Origin of the sequence: Agrobacterium cavarae (assembly GCF_004310285.1) — a bacterium.
Classification (GTDB): Bacteria; Pseudomonadota; Alphaproteobacteria; order Rhizobiales; family Rhizobiaceae; genus Agrobacterium; species Agrobacterium cavarae.
The window spans coordinates 1-17113 of the sequence record NZ_SISF01000027.1; the positions used below are offsets into that span (position 1 = coordinate 1).

13 protein-coding genes and 1 pseudogene are annotated in these 17113 nt (G+C 57.3%); 4 read left to right on the forward strand and 10 right to left on the reverse strand.

The window, feature by feature from the left end; genetic code table 11:
* From EYC79_RS07755 to EYC79_RS07765, 3 genes are all read right to left on the reverse strand, one after another.
* Positions 1 to 2421 (reverse strand): efflux RND transporter permease subunit (locus EYC79_RS07755; protein ID WP_130977587.1); only part of this gene is annotated, 2421 nt, incomplete at its 3' end.
* A gap of 123 nt (positions 2422 to 2544) precedes the next feature.
* The gene (locus tag EYC79_RS07760) at positions 2545 to 3735 is read right to left on the reverse strand and encodes an efflux RND transporter periplasmic adaptor subunit (RefSeq protein WP_062441324.1); all 1191 of its coding nucleotides are present in this window, start codon (positions 3733 to 3735) and stop codon (positions 2545 to 2547) included.
* A gap of 50 nt (positions 3736 to 3785) precedes the next feature.
* Entirely contained in the window at positions 3786 to 4583 is a 798-nt protein-coding gene (locus EYC79_RS07765; protein WP_116493370.1) for an alpha/beta hydrolase fold domain-containing protein, read from the reverse strand.
* Between the two features lie 139 nt (positions 4584 to 4722).
* Here EYC79_RS07765 and EYC79_RS07770 point away from each other — a divergent pair, with 139 nt between their 5' ends.
* Entirely contained in the window at positions 4723 to 5634 is a 912-nt protein-coding gene (locus EYC79_RS07770; RefSeq protein ID WP_062424370.1) for a LysR family transcriptional regulator, read from the forward strand.
* A 181-nt stretch (positions 5635 to 5815) separates the two neighbouring features.
* Entirely contained in the window at positions 5816 to 6709 is an 894-nt protein-coding gene (locus EYC79_RS07775; RefSeq protein WP_116493369.1) for an NAD-dependent epimerase/dehydratase family protein, read from the forward strand.
* A gap of 163 nt (positions 6710 to 6872) precedes the next feature.
* Here the strand turns inward: EYC79_RS07775 and rsgA are convergent, their stop codons facing one another.
* The 6 genes and pseudogenes from rsgA to EYC79_RS07800 all read right to left on the reverse strand — a co-directional run bounded on the left by rsgA (position 6873) and on the right by EYC79_RS07800 (position 11812).
* A complete protein-coding gene (rsgA, locus tag EYC79_RS07780) occupies positions 6873 to 7883 on the reverse strand; it encodes a ribosome small subunit-dependent GTPase A (protein ID WP_116493368.1) in 1011 nt (336 codons plus the stop codon).
* A gap of 15 nt (positions 7884 to 7898) precedes the next feature.
* Positions 7899 to 8072: a hypothetical protein gene (locus EYC79_RS23415; RefSeq protein ID WP_165456979.1), complete on the reverse strand. Its 174-nt coding sequence runs from the start codon at positions 8070 to 8072 to the stop codon at positions 7899 to 7901.
* Positions 8073 to 8248: 176 nt separating this feature from the next.
* Positions 8249 to 9832: pseudogene (locus tag EYC79_RS07785) on the reverse strand (ABC-F family ATP-binding cassette domain-containing protein); the annotation flags it as partial.
* 222 nt (positions 9833 to 10054) lie between these two features.
* Positions 10055 to 10354 (reverse strand): hypothetical protein, encoded by a 300-nt coding sequence (locus tag EYC79_RS07790; RefSeq protein WP_130977588.1) that lies wholly within the window; start codon positions 10352 to 10354, stop codon positions 10055 to 10057.
* A gap of 217 nt (positions 10355 to 10571) precedes the next feature.
* Positions 10572 to 11270 (reverse strand): anti-sigma factor, encoded by a 699-nt coding sequence (locus tag EYC79_RS07795; RefSeq protein ID WP_111846638.1) that lies wholly within the window; start codon positions 11268 to 11270, stop codon positions 10572 to 10574.
* Positions 11267 to 11812 (reverse strand): sigma-70 family RNA polymerase sigma factor, encoded by a 546-nt coding sequence (locus EYC79_RS07800; RefSeq protein WP_062424375.1) that lies wholly within the window; start codon positions 11810 to 11812, stop codon positions 11267 to 11269. The genes EYC79_RS07795 and EYC79_RS07800 overlap by 4 nt, the downstream gene beginning before the upstream one ends.
* A gap of 203 nt (positions 11813 to 12015) precedes the next feature.
* Here EYC79_RS07800 and EYC79_RS07805 point away from each other — a divergent pair, with 203 nt between their 5' ends.
* On the forward strand, positions 12016 to 12804 hold the full coding sequence (locus EYC79_RS07805; protein ID WP_165456980.1) for a DUF4394 domain-containing protein: 789 nt from the start codon (positions 12016 to 12018) through the stop codon (positions 12802 to 12804).
* Between the two features lie 172 nt (positions 12805 to 12976).
* Positions 12977 to 14002, forward strand: coding sequence for a hydroxyacid dehydrogenase (locus EYC79_RS07810; RefSeq protein WP_116493367.1), 1026 nt, complete (start codon positions 12977 to 12979; stop codon positions 14000 to 14002).
* A gap of 72 nt (positions 14003 to 14074) precedes the next feature.
* Here the strand turns inward: EYC79_RS07810 and EYC79_RS07815 are convergent, their stop codons facing one another.
* Positions 14075 to 17086, reverse strand: coding sequence for a DEAD/DEAH box helicase (locus tag EYC79_RS07815; protein WP_245495220.1), 3012 nt, complete (start codon positions 17084 to 17086; stop codon positions 14075 to 14077).
* Between the last annotated feature and the right edge of the window lie 27 nt (positions 17087 to 17113).

Below are 17113 nucleotides of genomic sequence, written 5' to 3' on the forward strand. Positions count from 1 at the left end.
GGGTATCATCTGTCCATTCGATGAGCGAACTTTCAACTGACCGATATCTTCCGCCTGGGAGCGGAACTTGGCATCGGCCTGCACACGCACGCTGTAGGTGCGACCGAAGGCGTTGAAGTCGTTCACGTAAAGAGAGCCAAGATAGATCTGCAGCGTCTCGAACACGTCCGTGACCGAGACACCCAGTTGCTCTGCCTTGGCACGATCGAGATCGGCGTAGAGCTGCGGCACATTGATCTGGAAGCTTGAGAACAGGCCAGCCAGTTCGGGCGTCTGATAGGCTTTGCCGAGGAAGGCCTTGGTGACCTCGTCAAGCGTCTGGTAACCGAAGCCCGCGCGGTCTTCGATCTGCATCTTGAAGCCGCCTGTGGTGCCAAGACCGTTGACGGGCGGCGGCGGGAACATAGCGATGAAGGCATCTTGCACCGCGCCGAATTTCTGGTTGAGCGCCATGGCAATAGCGCCGCCAGAAAGCTCCGGTGTTGTGCGCTCTTCAAATGGGCTCAAGGCGACGAAAACAACGCCCGCGTTCGAGCTGTTGGTGAAGCCGTTGATGGAGAGGCCGGGGAACGCGATTGCATGTTCGACGCCTGGCTGCTGCATGGCAATATCACTCATGCGCTTGATGACGTCTTCCGTCCGGTCGAGACTCGCAGCATCCGGCAACTGGGCAAAGCCGATCAGATACTGCTTGTCCTGCGCAGGCACGAAGCCGCCGGGCACCGCATTAAACATGGCATAGGTTGCGCCTGCGAGCAGCATATAGACGACCATGACGATGCTCTTACGATTGAGCAATCCGCCGACGCCCTTGCCATACCCGTTCGAGGCTGCCCCGAACGCGCGGTTGAAACCCCGGAAGAAGCCACCCAGCACCTTGTCCATGCCGCGGGTCAGCCAATCCTTCGGCGCGTGGTGATCCTTGAGAAGCAGGGCTGCAAGTGCAGGAGACAATGTCAGCGAGTTGATGGCCGAGATGACCGTCGAAATTGCGATCGTCAATGCAAACTGACGGTAGAACTGTCCCGAGAGGCCGGAGATGAAAGCAAGCGGCACAAAGACGGCCACGAGCACCAGGGCGATCGCAATGATCGGCCCCGAGACTTCCTTCATGGCGCGATAGGTCGCCTCGCGCGGAGAAAGACCGTTCTCGATGTTGCGCTCGACATTTTCGACAACGACGATTGCGTCATCCACGACGATGCCGATTGCCAGCACAAGCCCGAACAGGCTGAGCGCATTGATGGAAAAGCCGAAAACATACATGACGGCGAATGTGCCGATGATCGACACCGGAACGGCAATCAGCGGAATGATCGAGGCGCGCCATGTCTGGAGGAACAGGATGACGACGATAACGACGAGAGCGATGGCTTCCAGCAGTGTGTCAATGACCTTGTCGATCGAGGCGCGGACAAACTCGGTGGTGTCGTAGACGATTTCGTATTTCACGCCATCGGGCATCGCTTTCTGCAGGTCCTGCATGGTCGCAGCGACCTGGTCTGAAATGGTGATGGCGTTTGAACCGGGAGCCTGGAAGACCGGGATAGCCACAGCGGATTCGCCGTCAAGCAGCGAGCGCAAGGCGTAATCGGCTGCGCCGAGTTCGACACGCGCCACGTCACGCAGGCGGGTGATCTCGCCATTCGAGCCGCTTTTGACGATGATGTTGCCGAATTCCTCCGGAGTTGAAAGCCGACCTTGTGCGTTGACGTTGAGCTGCAGATCGACACCGTTCGGGCTTGGCGAAGCGCCGATTGTGCCGGCTGCCGCCTGTACGTTCTGTTCGCGAATGGCGTTGCTGATATCGCTGGCGGCAAGGTCGTGCTCGGCGGCCTTCTGCGGATCGATCCAGATACGCATGGAGTAATCGCCGGCACCGAAGATCTGTACCTGGCCCACACCCTCGATGCGCGCCAGCCGGTCCTTGATGTTGAGGACAGCGTAGTTGCGCAGGTAGGTGAGGTCGTACCGATTGCCGGGAGAGACGAGATGCACGACCATCATCAGGTCGGGAGAACTCTTGACGGTGGAAACGCCGAGGCTTCTGACTTCAGCGGGAAGACGCGGCTCGGCTTGCGAAACGCGGTTCTGCACCAGCTGCTGCGCTTTGTCCGGATCGGTCCCCAGCTTGAAGGTGACAGTCAGCGTCATGACACCGTCGGAAGTCGCCTGGCTGGACATGTAGAGCATGTTCTCGACGCCGTTGATCTGTTCCTCGAGCGGTGTCGCCACCGTCTCGGCAATGACCTTCGGGTTGGCACCGGGATAGGTGGCACGAACGACGATGGAAGGTGGCACGACTTCCGGATACTCGGAAATCGGCAAGGCGCGCATGCCAATCAGGCCTGCCACGACGATAAGAACCGATAGGACGCCAGCAAAAACTGGCCGGTCTACGAAAAATCTGGAGATGTTCATGGGTTAGCCCTCTCCGGGTGAATTCTGAACGCGGGAGACCACCCCGGTGGCGTGTCGCCACCGGCAGGGATCTTTCTGCATCGATTGGGAATAGGACGGGCCGAGGAAGGCCCGTCGGATCAATTATTGGGCTGCGGCGAGCTTGTCGTCGGTCTGCGGAGCCACGACCGCACCGGGGCGGATGCGCTGCAAGCCGCTGACGACGATCTTGTCTCCGACCTCAAGGCCGCTTTCGACGACGCGCATTCCCTCGGCCGATGGGCCGGGTTTGATCTGGCGGTAGTTCACCTTGTTGTCCTTATCGACGACAAAAACGAACTTCTTGTCCTGATCGGTGCCGATCGCGCGGTCGGTGATCACGATGCGCTTTTCCGACTTTGGCTCGCCTAGTCGGACGCGAACGAACTGACCGGGAATGAGATGCCCATTGGTGTTGGCGAAAACCGCGCGGACGCCGATGGTGCCGCTCGCACCGTCTACCTGATTGTCGATCAGATGCAGGGTACCCTTGATGGGCGTGCCCTCATCGGCGAGCGTGCCGACTTCAACGGGGATCTGCTCCAGCGCCTGAAGTGCCCCGTTTGAGGTGGGCAGTTGCGACAGCGCCTTGGCGACGATCTCCTCGCTGGCATTGAAGCTTGCATAGATCGGATCGACAGACACAAGCGTGGTGAGAGCAGGGGATGCGGAGCCGGCGGCAACCAGATTGCCGACCGTCACATCAAGCTTGCCGACGCGTCCTGAAATCGGTGCGCGCAACTCCGTGTAGCTGAGATCGAGCTGTGCCGTCGTCAGTGCTGCGCGGGCGGCCCGCAGTTGCGCTTCGGCCTCCGCCACATTGCTTTGGCGTTGATCAAGATCGCTTTGCGAAATGGTGCGGTTGTCGGAAAGTCGCCGACCGCGCTCCAGTTCGGTTTTGGCAAGGCCGATCTTTGCGTCCGCCGAGGCAACCTGTGCCTCCGCACCCGCAACCGCTGCCTGATAGGGAGCTGGATCGATGGTGAACAGCAGATCACCAGCCTTTACCAGTGCGCCTTCACGGAAGTGAACCGCTTGAATCTGGCCAGCAACGCGGGAGCGGACCTGAACACGCTCGACAGCTTCGAGCCTGCCGGAAAATTGCTCCCAGTGGGTGATGTCTTTGCTTTGCACAACTGCGACCGTCACTGGAACCGCAGGCGCCTCCGCCTGCGGAGCCGCAGCAACGGCGCCCGTCGTCATGGGAAGATCGAATAGCAGCGCTGCGGCTGCTACGGACATGGCAAGTCCTATGCCGGCACCCGCAAGGGCACGGCGCTTGTTCTTGAGCGTCATGGGATACTCCTTGGCTTCGTAAGGAAGCCGATCAGTGATTGTCTAAAATGCTAATTCTTGAGGTCTTGAACAAAACCCGAAAATTCGTCGCAAACAGCCGAAAGCCACTTGCCACCTTCACCTCGATAAAGCCCTGTCCAGCCGGAGCCGGCAGGGAAAACATGCAGCCGAACCTGTATTCCTGCATCACGCAGGCGCGCGGCATAATTCACTGTCTCGTCACGCAGAGGGTCGTCCTCGGCGGTAAAAATCAAAGCTGGGGCCACACGGTCGAGCCGTGTACACTGGCACGGTGCCGCGTAAGGGTGCGCTACCCCACAGGCCTTTGCCAGGTACCGGCTCCAGCCTTCGGCCCAACGCTGCCGCATACCGATCTTGTCGGCATCCCGAAAGGAGGTCGATGCCATCAGCGGATCGATCATCGGCGACAGCAAGATCTGTCCTGCCAGTTTTCCCGGCATCCGATCGCGCGCTTTCAACGCCAGGCCCGCGGCAACATTCCCGCCAGCCTCTTCTCCCGCCACGAACAGCAAGGATTTGGCGCTACCATACTGCTTGCGGCTATTGCTCAGACAATCGAGCGCATCGAAAGCCCGATCGATCACAGCCGGAAACTCATTGCAGGAGCCGGTGCTGTAATCCGCCTCGATGACCACCGCTCCACTTTCGGCAAGCGCTTTCGCGACCGGTAGCTCCTCGCACTGAGCCCCTTCTGCCAGAAAAGAGCCACCTCTAAGATAAAGGACCAGCGGAGGCGTCCGCACTTTGCCTTCGTTGCTGTAGACACGCACGGACAGGGGCGTGCACGTTGTGCCGCTCGTCTCGATCTCGTGCCACCGGTTGTCCATCATCATTTCCTCGAGAGACTCTATCTACATCTCTTGTAGTGCTTTCTAATATGGATATATTGTTCGGGATAAGTTGCGCAAGCATCCAAATTCGAAAACACTATTCCAAATTCACGGACAATCGAGCGAGGTTGACAGGATGGACCAGCTAGCGGCGATGCGTGTATTCGCACGGGTCGTTGAGACAGGAAACTTCACCAAGGCTGCCAATGCCCTGAATATCCCCAAGACGACCGTGACCAACATGGTGCAGGGTTTGGAAGCGCATCTGCGTACGACGCTGCTGAACCGAACGACGCGCCGCGTCATGGTGACCACAGACGGTGCACTTTACTATGAGCGCGCAACGCAAATCCTGGCGGAAATCGACGAGTTGGATGGTAGCGTTTCAAGCGCCAACGTCCAGCCCTCCGGTCGTTTGCGTGTAGAGATGGCCGGGATGTTCGCCGATAAGATCATCATTCCGAATCTTTGTGATTTTTACCAGCGCTTTCCGCAAATCCGGCTCGACATCGGTGTCGGAGACCGTCTTGTCGATTACATCGCCGAAAACGTGGATTGTGCCTTGCGCGTGGGCACACTGCGTGACCAGTCGCTTATTGCGCGAAAAGTCTCGGAACTCGACTTTCTTACGGTTGCCTCACCCGATTACATCGAGCGCTTCGGCATGCCAAAGACGCCGGAAGATCTGGAAGTCGATCATCACTGTGTCGGTTACCTGAATGCCAATGCAGGACAAGTGATGAGCATGGCCTTCGACGACGGTACCCGTTCCGTTGAAATTAGCCCGCGATACATCGTATCGGCGAACGATGCGAGGACCTATCAGCATGCCGTTGTTGCCGGAATGGGTGTCGGACAATTGGTACCGTTCTCGATAAGGGACGAGATCAGGGAGGGAAAGCTGGTGCGTGTTCTTCCCGAATGGAAAAGCGAGCCCATGCCGATCTACATCGTCTACCCACAGACCAGACACGTGACGAACAAGGTTCGCGTTTTTGTAGATTGGGTGGCAAAGCTGCTGAACAGAAGCGCACTGGGAACTTTATAATTTACTTTCATAAAGTTTTTTAAACGACTGAAAAACAGAAGATACAGTCTCGTCATCATTTCCTTCGTTGCGTCAATCATGGATTTGCTGTCGTATGGATAAGGAGGCGCAAGTGATGTGAGCGATCAATTCAGAACGATCGACGATCACCAAGCGCGCGCGTTTCAAGAGGAGGCAAGAAATGACCAAACGTATCGTTTTCACCGGGGGCACAGGCAAGGCTGGGCGCCATGCCGTTCCCAAGCTTCTGGACAAGGGATACTCCGTCCTGAATGTCGATTTGAAGCCCTTGGACTTGCCCGGAGTGAATACGCTGATCGCGGACATCACCGACAGTGGTCAGGTCTTCAATGCCCTGACGACCCATTTCGGTTTCGATGGTTTCGAAAACGGCGCTCCGCCTTCTGCGCCCGATGCCGTCGTGCACTTCGCGGCGATCCCTCGGGTGCTGATCGAGCCGGACAATGAAACATTCCAGGCGAATGTCGTCGGCACATACAATGTCATTGAAGCTGCAATGAAGCTCGGCGTCCGGAAAGTCATCATCGCCTCAAGCGAGACCACCTATGGTGTGTGCTTTGCGGAAGGAGACAAGGACTTCCACTCGTTTCCTCTCGAAGAGGATTACGATATCGACCCAATGGATAGCTATGGTCTTTCCAAGCTCGTAAATGAGAAGACGGCACGTGCCTTCTCCATGCGATACAAAGCCGATATATACGCCCTGCGCATCGGCAACGTGATCGAACCGCACGAATACGGCAACTTCCCGGCCTTCATTGATGACCCCATGTCTCGCAAACGCAATGCCTGGAGCTATATCGACGCGCGCGATCTCGGGGAGATTGTTCATCTGTGTATCGAGAAGGACGGCTTGGGCTTTCAGGTGTTCAACGCGGTCAACGACACGATCACGGCCGATCTTCCGACCGCCGAATTCCTCGCCAAGTATGCACCCAATACGCCTGTGACGCGCGAAATGGGAAGGGACGAAGCACCGCTGTCCAATCGTAAGGCGCGAGAAGTTTTGGGATTCAAGGAAGAGCATCCCTGGAAGCGCTATGTGACAAGGTAGGCTCGGCCTGTTTGACCAAGATGTAAAAATGATGGCGGGTCCAAATGCGGATCCGCCATTGGCCTCTTCTCCCGTTGATGCGTGAGCCTTCCTCCGCTTCAGGCCGTTCTTGTTTCGTATGTCGTTATCGCAAACCGCTGCACACTTTTGTGTGGACCATGCTTTAACGCTTTTTCTTGATCGTCTTGTTGCCGCGCGGTCCGCTCAGCACTGGAGTACGGCTGCTGTTTTCGGCAGACAGGCTTCTCCAACGTTCGAGGCGATCGGCAACGACCTCGCCTTTTGCTATCGCGTCTCGTACCGCGCATCCAGGCTCATGCGCATGGGTACAATCGCGAAACCGACACAGAGGCGCTAACTCTGTGATCTCGGCGAAGAGCGTATCTATTCCGTCGGTAATGTCGCTGACGTAGAGCGTCCTTATTCCCGGCGTATCGATGACCCAGCCACCGCCTTGAACAGCATGCAGGGACCGCGCCGTCGTGGTGTGCCGGCCCTGTGCATCATACTCACGGATGGTTCCGGTTTTCTGCATAGAATCGGAGGCGGTCAGCGTGTTCACCAGGGTTGACTTTCCAACACCGGATGATCCCACCAGCGCAACAGTTTGACCAATGCCCAACCACGGCATCAGTGAGACGACAGCATCGGCAGAGTGCCCATTCAGCGCAATCACGGGGAGATCGCGCTGCAATGCCTCTGCTTTTGACTGAAAATCCCCAACGTCTGCCGTTGTGTCCGCTTTGGTTAGCACGATCACGGGCTTGCTTCCGGCCTGGTCTGCCATGATCAGATAACGTTCCAGCCGGGCGGGATGGAAGTCCGCATTGCATGAGGTCACAATCAATAATGTATCGATGTTGGCGGCAACCAGTTGCTGGCCACGTCCGCCCTCCTGGCGTCTTTGAAAAAGGCTTTTTCTGGCAAGTCTGACGACAAACATTCCGGTCAGCGGATCGGCGAGGATCCAGTCGCCGACTGCAAAGTCTGCCGTGTTGCTGTTGGCTGGTAGTTCCAACGCAGCAGAGCCCACTACATCGATTGCCTCCACGCGTGAGCGGTGAACCGATGATATGCGTCTTGGCACCAAGCCGGAGTCTTTCTCGCTCACTTGATCGGCAAAGAAAGGAGACCAACCGAGTTGCTCAAGAGACGGGGTTATCGCAGTCGTCATGAACTGTTGTCCCGCCTATTTCTGGGGATCGCGGCTCGGCAGAGATCTCGCATAAGCAGCCGCTTCTCCGGAGTAAGGGAAGTCTTCGCCCAATTGACGATCGCCATCGAGCACCTTGAACGTCGGACCATCGACCTCAGCGATCTTGTAGCCATTCACGTACTCGAATTTCGGCGTTCTAAAACCCATCGGTGTTCCTTCGCTCAGGCAAAATTGCTCTTGGAACTACCTGTCTATCAGGCAGCACCCTAAAATACGACGTGCAAAACCGCCGCGTCACTCGATACTCGATAGCGCGTCGATATCTTGTCCGATCGCACAAGCTGGGGTCGCTCGGATCTGAAGGCGATTGGACCTTAGTTTTTCTTCTTCTTTTTCTTTTTACCGGACGAGACGACGATATCCCGGTACTCGTCCATATCCCCCTCGAAGGTCGTGACAGTGCCATTGTTGACAAGCCACAAGCGGTCTGCAGTCGCCTCGATAAGATGACGATCATGCGAAATCAGGATGACCGCACCATCATAGTCGTTGAGAGCCTCGATCAGAGCTCGACGGCTATCGATGTCCAGATGGTTTGTCGGTTCGTCGAGGATCAGCAGATTGGGTGCATGGAATGCTGCGAGCCCCATTAGCAGACGCGCCTTTTCTCCACCGGATAGATCCTTGGCCGCCGTTGCCATCTTTTCGGTGGCAAGACCCATTTGCGCGACGCGTGCACGCACCTTGGACTCAGGCGCCTGCGGCATCAGCTTGCGCACATGATCGACTGCGGAGTCCTCAGGCACCAGGTCATCCATCTGGTGCTGAGCAAAAAAACCAACCTTCAGCGAAGGCGCTGTGCGCAGATCTCCAGTCTCCGGCGCGAGACGGCCGGAGATGAATTTGGCGAACGTCGATTTGCCGTTGCCATTCGATCCTAGGAGCGCGATGCGGTCATCATTGTCGATGCGCAGATCGATACCCTTGAGGATTGGATTTCCAGGCTCATAGCCAACAGAACCACCATCGATGGCGATGATCGGCGAGGCAGGCTGCTTTTCCGGGGTAGGAAATGTCATGGGTTGAACGTGATCTTCGATCACAGAAGACACGGTGCCCATCCGCTCCAGCGCCTTGACGCGCGATTGTGCCTGCTTGGCCTTCGATGCCTTGGCCTTGAAGCGGTCGATGAAGCTCTGCAGGTGCTTGCGCGCTGCCTCATTTTTGACCTTGGCCTTGTTTTGCAGTTCGTCGTTTTCGGCCTTCTGGCGTTCGAACTGGTCGTATCCACCGCGATAGAACGTCAACTTCTTCTGGTCGAGGTGGACAATGGCATTGACGGCGTTGTTCAAAAGGTCGCGGTCATGGCTAATGATGATGACTGTGTAAGGATAGCGGCGAATGTAATCCTCAAGCCAAAGCGAGCCTTCCAGATCGAGATAGTTTGTCGGCTCGTCGAGCAGTAGCAGGTCAGGTTCGGCAAACAGTACCGATGCCAGCGCCACGCGCATACGCCATCCACCGGAAAAGGATGAGGCAGGGCGAAGCTGGGCCTCCTGATCGAAACCAAGGCCTGCCAAGATGCTGGATGCGCGCGCTTCGGCCGAATGCGCGTCGATATCAACGAGACGCATCTGGATGTCAGAGATGCGTTCCGGATCGGTCGCTGTTTCCGATTCCAGCATGAGCGCAGCACGCTCCTTGTCGGCAGCAATGACAATCTCGATGAGACTATCTTCAGTGCCTGGAGCTTCCTGAGCCACCTGACCAATCCTGGCATTCTTTGGGATCGAGACCGACCCGGTTTCGGCGCCGTGATCGCCTGTGATGACTTTGAACAACGTGGACTTGCCGGCACCATTGCGGCCAACGAGGCCGGCCTTGGTGCCGCTCGGAAGCGTAACGCTGGCTTTATCAAGGAGGAGACGTCCGGCGATGCGGGTGGAAAGATCGGAAATGGAAATCATGAAGACGTCTTGGTCAAACTTGCGGGTGATAGCAAGCGCTGGAGGTTCTGCGCCTTTGATTAGGGAAAATAGAATTGTTTGTGGATGCTGCGCTGCAACACGTCACGCGTGAAGAACGCGGGCTTTCACAGACCGAAAAGGCATCTGCGCGGAAATCAGGCTTGGACAAGACAAGCTGGTGGGCGGCACCTGCGGCCTAGATGCATGGTGGTACACCTGCCCTTAGGAGAGTTTTCTGCCGTAGACCTGCAACGCTATCAGAAACGTCAGACAGCCAATTGCCGTCAAGATCAGTGCTTTCTTCCTAGCCTCCTTGTCTCGATATGCCAGCGCCGCAATGAACGTGCACACTGTCCAGGTACCCGTCGTCAGCATCAACAGCCATGAGTAGATGAAGGGTCCGAGATCGTATCCGCCCCCGCCGATGGAAGGCCCAGCAGACAGATCAATCTGAAGCGAGATCAGTACGGAAACCGGAACGGCAAGCGCCGCGAGCCAGAGCCAGAAAGACCATCTGCGCATTGTCACTCCATCAGCCTAAATCGACTGCAGCGGCTTGGCGGTTCGACGCAGCAATCTGCTTTAGAAGGAAATGTGTTGCTTGTCATGGCCTTCCCAATGATGGGGTTTCGTTCTTATGATCCTGCGCGGTACGAGGTGTTCAACCTGAACCGTTGTGACGCAGGCGCACGAGGTCATACAGATGACAGTTGTTGAGCGTGCCTTCAAAGAGTGAAAGCTAGCGCGGCATGCGTGCAAATCCCTTCGCCAGGATCGGTCCTGTTGGACGCCCTGTGGGCGAACCGCCTGCTTGCTCAAGCGTCAGCTCATAGAGTTGATCGGCGCGTGGTTTGGGAAGGGCTGGTCCTTGAAGGCGAGCCGAATGCACGCCGTCAAGTAGACCAAGGGAGACCGGCCCCACATCGCGCGATGGCAGGGTCCAGACCTGGATCGTCTTGTCGCGCGGAACGGTGAAATCGGCCAGCAGCCGGACAGAGGCTTCGTCATTGCCGAAATCCTCCACGACCGCCTGGACTTCGCCGGCATCATTGACCAGCACCGCGATGACCAGCGGTTCTACCGTTCTGGTCAGGCTGTAGACGAGCCCAACGGCCAGAAGCAGTGACGCGGCGAGAGAGGTGAGCGCTGCGAACTTCCAGCGCCTTAGGCCGTTGTCGTTTGCGACTGGCCGGTCAGGGGCACGATGGTCTTGACGGGGCAGAGCAGACTCGATGCGCCGCCAGAGGTCTTCGCTGACCGATTGAGGAGCCAGGCTCGTGTCGAGTGGCAGGAACCGATCCCTGCTTGCCGCGATCGCGGCTTTGAGTTCAGGATCACGTTTCATGGCATCCTCGATCTCTCTGGCTTCAACCGCGTCGAGCAATCCCAGTACATACTCGTCGGCAAGATGAGGCACGTCCTTGCGGTCATAGTTCATGCCAGGCACTCCCGCAGTGCCGACAGTCCACGCCGGATCCATGATTTGGCAGTACCGAGCGGAATTCTCAGGCGACCGGCTATTTCGCCGTGTGAGTAACCGCCGACATAGGCCATCAGAATGCCTTGCCGCTTCGTGTCCTCAAGCGAGCCGAGGCATTCATAGAGGCGGGAATTGCGGTCCAATCGATGCCAGGCCGCCATGATCTCATCTGCCTGCTGATCGTCGCGGAGCGTCTCAACGTCTTCGACCACATGCTCTCGTCTGCCGTCACGAAGCAGATTGAGCGCTCTGTTGCGGACAATGGCATAAATCCAGCCGCGTGCCGAACCGCTATCGGAGCGGTACTGATGGGCGTGCGTCCAGATGCGGATGAAGGCGTCCTGCACCACCTCTTCTGCTAGCTCACGACGCCGAACGATACGTTGGGCCACGGCGATAAGCTTGCCTGCCTCTTGATCGAATATCTGACGCAAAGCCAGCCGGTCGCCGTTGGCGCAGCCATTGAGCGCTTTTTCTAGATCAACCGGCAAAGAGCCCATCGCTGTCAAACTCATCTCCTCGGATCGGAAAGGTAAATCCGCTGTCTTTGCCATCTATACCCGGGTTGCGGCTGCTTAGATGCAGCTCTCAAAAAAATTTTCACCTGCTGCATCCAATCGCATCACCCGCGGTGTCTTCAAGATGGAGGGTTGAGAGCCATGTGGCGAAACCTTCTTTGATTTTAAACGCACGGGAGAAGAATATGCAGACCATTCGTTTTGCTTTGGCAGCCTCCATATCCGTCATCGCTACGGCGACATCCGCGCTGGCAGCGCCGGTATTGGGATTGAGCGGCGACAAGACACTCGTCATGTTCGACACGGAAAAGCCCGCAGTGTCGAAGACGATGGAGGTGACAGGCGTCGATAAGCTTGTCGGCATCGATTATCGCCCCGGCAACAAGACCGTCATTGGCGTTACGCCTGATCATCGCATCGTCAGCATTAATCTGGAAACGGGCGCTGCAAGCGATATAGCGAAAATGGACAAGATGCTGACGATCACCGATGCTCCGGTGGTGGTCGACTTCAACCCGATGGCGGATCGTCTGCGTTTCATGAGCGGAACCACCAACCACCGGGTTCACCCTGACACGGGTGCGGTAACGGTTGACGGTACGCTCGCCTTCGAAGAGGGCGATATGCACAAGGGCGAAACGCCGAATATCGTCGCGGCCGCCTATACGAACTCCATCGGAAAGCCGGAAAAGACGGCGATGTACAATATCGACGCCACCATTGGCGCGTTGATCCAGCAAACGAAGCCGAATGATGGGACGCTGAAGGCGATCGGTAAGCTTGGCCTCAAGGATAAGCCGGCGACCTACGCCTTCGATATTCAGGGCATGGAAGGTGGCAAGAACACGGCCTACCTTGCTGCAAACAAGATGCTCTATACCGTCAATCTCGAAACCGGCAAGGTGACCGAAGTCGGCGCGATCACCGGCGTGGAGAATGAACTGAGAGACATTGCCGTTCTGCCGGCGATGTAAGGAACGAGGGGGCAGGCGGCCTAAGCCGACTGCCTCCATCCATCTCATAGACTGTGGGGCGTGACGCCGGGTACTTGCGCCTGTCGACTGTCATCATCGCCGAATTGAGCTTGCCCGGTGAGGGGGTATTCACGCTAATCTACCGCTCACGCGATTCTCGAGGGAGGAAACGATGAGCCGCAACATCATTCTGGTCGATCCACTGCCGAGAACGCTGGACCTGATCATGGAGCCTTCCGTTCGAGCCCGTCTGGAGGCGCTCGGCGAGGTGATCGTATCCGAAGACCGCCAGATGCCCGCCGAAGAGGTGGAGCGATACCTCCCAGACACGGTTTTGATTTTCGGCCAGACTGACATGCCAAGAGAGCGTTTGGATCGCGCTCCGCGATTGAAGGCGATCATCAATGTTGAATCGAATTTTCTGCCCAATGTCGATTATCAGGCCTGCGTCGAGCGAGGCATATGGGTAATCACACCGGCGTCGGCTTTCGCGTCACCGGTTGCGGAAGCGTCGCTTGCCATGGCGCTGGACCTGGCACGCGGCATTACCGCAGCGGATCGTGAGTTCAGGCACGGCACCGAGCGTTATGGACTGGAGGGGAATTCGGAGACATTCCGCTTTGCCGGAGCCCCGGTCGGCATCATCGGTTTCGGCGATCTTGGTCGTGAACTGCGTGAGCTCATTCGACCGTTCCGAAACACGGTCCGCGTGTTCGATCCCTGGCTACCGAAGGAGATTGTCGAGCGGCTCGATTGCCTGCCATCGACGCTTGATGAGCTCCTGCGAGAAAGCCAGGTGGTCTTCGTCTTCGCCAGTGTCACAAGCGAGAACGAAGGTTTTCTCGGCAAGAAGGAATTCGCCTTGATGAAACCGGGTGCGGCTTTCCTGTTGATGAGCCGTGCCGCCGTCGTAGACTTTTCGGCGATGCTTGAGGCTGCTGCATCAGGCCATATTAGGGTGGCAACCGACGTGTTTCCGGAGGAACCAGTCAAGGCAGACGATCCGGTCAGGAGCACGCCTGGCATCCTTCTCTCTGCTCACAGGACTGGCGGTACACGCGATGCCTTCTATGCTTTGGGTTCGATGGCCGTCGCTGATGCTGAACTCATCATGAAAGGGCTTCCACCGAGGCTTTGCCGTCGTGCTGATCCTGCGACGGCCAGCATGATGAGGTCGAAGCCGGTTTCCGTTTCATAATCATGAGGTTCTCCGCGTAACCTAACCCGATATGGCTGCTCGACTCTAGGTCGGTCATAGAGCGTTTCGCTGCTACCTCGTGCTCGTGTTGGCTTTCGCCAGAATCTGTTCGAACTGTTCCAGTTGCTTTTCGCCTGTACCGCTTGAAACCTGGAAGATCAGCCTGTCGTCCCGTCGCACTGCCCCTGCCTTTTTCGTGAGCTGTGCGAGCACCTTGGCAGGGGTCTTTGGTGTGAAGGTCAAGGCGAGCGCCTTCGGTCCCGCCTCGAGCTTTGAGATGCCCAATCGCGCCGCGCTCAGTTGAACGCGGCTTGTTCGCAGCAGAGTGAGTACCTCCGAAGGCAACTCACCGAACCTGTCCTCAAACTCTTCTTTCAGATCATCTATCTCGAGGAGACTGGAGGCACGGGAGAGCTTGGCATAGAGATTGAGTCTGGTGGCGGGATCCGACACATAGTTCGCCGGTATCGTCGCCGCTGTGTCGAGCTGAAGGATCGTCTGTTGCGGGAAAGGTGATGACTTCTTGCCCAGTTCCGCGACAGCCCCAGCCAAAAGCTTCTGGTACAGTCCGACGCCGATCACCCTCATATGCCCAGCCTGATCATCACCGGCGATGTCGCCACCGCCACGCAGATCGAGATCTCGCACACTGATCGCCAAACCGGACCCCAACCGGTCACTCTCTACAAGCGTGGAAAGCCGCGACAAAGCGTCTTCGCCCAGATCTGCTCCCTCTTCCAACAATAGGGTCGCTCTGCCCTGCGCGCCAGAACGGCCGACGCGCCCGCGCAGTTGATGAAGTTGAGCAAGCCCGAAGCGCTCCGGGTGCCATATGAACATGGTATTAGCCCGCGGCACGTCCAGCCCATTCTCGATGATATTGGTGGCGAGCAGGACATCTCCGTCGCCTCCCGCGAAACCGACAATCGTCTCGTCGATTTTTGCTGCCGGCATCCTGCCATGCGCCACCTTGACCGACAGTTCTGGAGCGATGTTCTTCAGTATGGTTTCGACACCTTCGATGTCTTCAATACGAGGAACGACGACGAAGCTCTGTCCGCCTCGGCGATGCTCCCGCATCAAACCCGTTCGCATCGATGCGCGGTCGAAAGCAGCGAGTGAGGTACGCACCGGACGCCTTCGCGATGGCGGCGTGGTGAGAAGGCTAACCTCCTGAACGCCAACCATAGCCGATTGCAGTGTTCGCGGAATTGGCGTCGCCGACATCATAAGCGTGTGAAGGGAAGGCGCGAGCCTGTTCATCGCACTCTTCTCTTTTAACCCAAAACGATGCTCCTCATCCACGATCAACAGCCCCAGCCGCGCAAAACGCACATCTTTTGCGAAGATCGCTTGGGTCGCCACGATAACCCCGATTTTGCCCTCAGCCAGAGCCGCTTTGGTTTGTTTGCTTTCGGCTGGCTTAACCAGCCGCGACATCATCCCGACAGAGACGTCTGTCCCTTCGAAGCGTTGCTGGAAGGTCTGGAAGTGCTGACGCGCTAAAACGGTGGTGGGCGCGATGACGGCAACCTGTCCGCCAGAGAGGGCCACCGCCGCCGCGGCGCGCAGCGCGACCTCCGTCTTGCCGAAGCCGACGTCTCCGCACACGAGGCGGTTCATTTCCTTTCCCGATGCGAGATCAGACAAAACATCGTTGATCGCTTTTGATTGATCGCGGGTCTCGGCAAAAGGAAAACGGCGCGTAAAGGCTGCAAATTGAGTGCGAGGAGGGATGAATGTCTGCGCCTGTGAGGATTGCCTCTGCTTGGCAATCTTCGAAAGGTGACGGGCGGTTGAAACGATGTCCTGCGCAATCTTCTGGCTCTTTTTGCTCCATGCCTCGGTGTGGAGACGATCGAGCGAAACAGCATCAGGCTCGGATCCATAACGCCAGAGCTTGTCGAATTCTCGCATGGTAACGAGGATGGAATCTCCATCGCGATACTGCAATCGGGCTGCGTCGCGCGCTACGTTTTCGACAAGGATCGTCTCGAGATCCTTAAGAACGCCAATGCCATGATCTTCGTGCACAACCACATCACCGATCCGAAGCTCGGGCTCGGTTAGCAATTGATGAGAGTTGGTGTCGGCCATGGGTGCATCGGGTGCAGCAACGACGACGATACCCTCACTCGTATCGAGAAAACCTTCCTGGAGATTGCTGGCAATCTTCATGAGACTGCCAGGCGTCGCTCTCAAAACATCATCCCATCGGCCGACCGTACCGTTGGGAGCGTCCGCTCCCTTCTCCAGTCGCCGATAAAGGGCCTCGGCGCGCTTGCCGTTACCCGCGATCAGAACCTTCTTATGCTCTTGGAGGGCGTCCTGCGCGAATCTGGTGATCGACTTCCGGTAATCGGCGTCATAGGGCTTCGTCGGCAGCTCCTCACCATCGTCGACTTTTAGGGTCCCTAACCGCATATGACCGGTCTGCTCGTCCCATTCGCCGCGGTCGAGATACAGCGACTGACGCGACGCTGCATCCGCTACGCCGAAATCAATATGGGCCTGCTGCGCGTCGTCGATGATGTCCAGATAGTGTTCGAGCCGCTGATTGATGCCCTGTCCCAGGATCAGGGTCGTATCACCGAGGAGATCAAACACGCTCGGCATGAGATCGTACTGGCGAATGAGCAAGTTCTCGATGGTACTTGCAGATGGACCGGCGTCTTGAGAAGCGTCACCACCCTTAATAACTTCCGAAGCGGGGCCAATCGATACGTGCTCCAAAGAACTTTCTGTGCGCTGCGATAGGCGGTCGAAGCCATGCAACTCCAGAATATTGTCATTCTCATCAAGCACAATCCGCATGGGCCCCGGAGCACCGGCGGGGTAGATGTCGATGACGCAGTCACGGACAGCCAATTCCCCCGGATCGTCGGCAACGCCTTCTTCCGTATATCCTGTGCGTGCGATGAAATCCATGAACGCATCGCGGTTGAACGATGTGCCTACCGCAAGTTGGAAAACGTTCTCGGAGATCGCGTCTGCTGGCGGGACGCGTTGAAGGATTGCTTCCAAGGACGTCAGCATCAGGCGACGGCTGGACGGCCCACCAATCCATAGTCGCAGCGCGTCCATTCTTCGGCCCATGCAGTGACGAGACGG